This is a genomic window from Dokdonia genika (assembly GCF_042652845.1).
Classification (GTDB): domain Bacteria; phylum Bacteroidota; class Bacteroidia; order Flavobacteriales; family Flavobacteriaceae; genus Dokdonia; species Dokdonia donghaensis.
Genome location: NZ_JBHSHB010000002.1, coordinates 1 through 1695, shown reverse-complemented (window position 1 = coordinate 1695; position 1695 = coordinate 1). Strand labels below are relative to the sequence as shown.

1 protein-coding gene is annotated in these 1695 nt (G+C 44.0%); it reads right to left on the bottom strand.

Features of this window, described 5'->3' with window-relative positions:
- The coding region (locus ACFO5T_RS00010; RefSeq protein WP_380030945.1) for a Calx-beta domain-containing protein at positions 1–1695 on the bottom strand (1695 nt) is incomplete at both ends.

The window sequence follows — 1695 nt, the reverse complement described above, 5'->3', positions numbered from 1 at the left end:
TGGTAGTATTAGCAATCGTTACTTCAAATTCTTCATCTGATTCTACAACGTCATCACCATTTACCGTTACTGGGAATACAGCACTCGTCTCTCCAGCAGGGATTGTTATAGTTAACTCTGTTGGTGCTACATAATCTGCATCACCAACCGTTCCTGTTCCATCAGCAACGGTGAAAGTTACTACTGTATCTGTATCGGAAGGAGCACTTAAGGTTACTGGGAATTCAGCTACCACCGTAGTTCCATCATTTCCTTCTGTTACTGTTACATCACCAATGCTTACGACAGTAGCATCGTCATTGGTAATTGTTCCAGTTCCTGTTGTGGCAGCAGGATCAATCGTACCATTAGTAGTATTAGCAATCGTTACTTCAAATTCTTCATCTGATTCTACAACATCATCACCATTTACCGTTACTGGGAATACAGCACTCGTCTCTCCAGCAGGGATTGTTACGGTTAACTCCGTTGGTGCTACATAATCCGCATCACCAACCGTTCCTGTTCCATCAGCAATGGTGAAGGTTACTACTGTATCTGTATCGGAAGGAGCACTTAAGGTTACTGGGAATTCAGCTACCACCGTAGTTCCATCATTCCCTTCTGTTACTGTTACATCACCAATGCTTACGACAGTAGCATCGTCATTGGTAATTGTTCCAGTTCCTGTTGTGGCAGCAGGATCAATCGTACCATTGGTAGTATTAGCAATCGTTACTTCAAATTCTTCATCTGATTCTACAACATCATCGCCATTTACCGTTACTGGGAATACAGCACTCGTCTCGCCAGCAGGGATTGTTACAGTTAACTCTGTTGGTGCCACATAATCTGCATCACCAACCGTTCCTGTTCCATCAGCAACGGTAAAAGTTACTACTGTATCTGTATCGGAAGGAGCACTTAAGGTTACTGGGAATTCAGCTACCACCGTAGTTCCATCATTTCCTTCTGTTACTGTTACATCACCAATGCTTACGACAGTAGCATCGTCATTGGTAATTGTTCCAGTTCCTGTTGTGGCAGCAGGATCAATCGTACCATTGGTAGTATTAGCAATCGTTACTTCAAATTCTTCATCTGATTCTACAACATCATCGCCATTTACCGTTACTGGGAATACAGCACTCGTCTCGCCAGCAGGGATTGTTACAGTTAACTCTGTTGGTGCTACATAATCCGCATCACCAACCGTTCCTGTTCCATCAGCAACGGTGAAAGTTACTACTGTATCTGTATCGGAAGGAGCACTTAAGGTTACTGGGAATTCAGCTACCACCGTAGTTCCATCATTCCCTTCTGTTACTGTTACATCGCCGATGCTTACGACAGTAGCATCGTCATTGGTAATTGTTCCAGTTCCTGTTGTGGCAGCAGGATCTATGGTTCCATTGGTAGTGTTAGCAATCGTTACTTCAAATTCTTCATCTGACTCCACAACATCATCGCCATTTACCGTTACTGGGAATACAGCACTCGTCTCGCCAGCAGGGATTGTTACAGTTAACTCTGTTGGTGCCACATAATCTGCATCACCAACCGTTCCTGTTCCATCAGCAACGGTGAAGGTTACTACTGTATCTGTATCGGCAGGAGCACTTAAGGTTACTGGGAATTCAGCTACCACCGTAGTTCCATCATCTCCTTCTGTTACTGTTACATCACCAATGCTTACGACAGTAGCATCGTCATTGG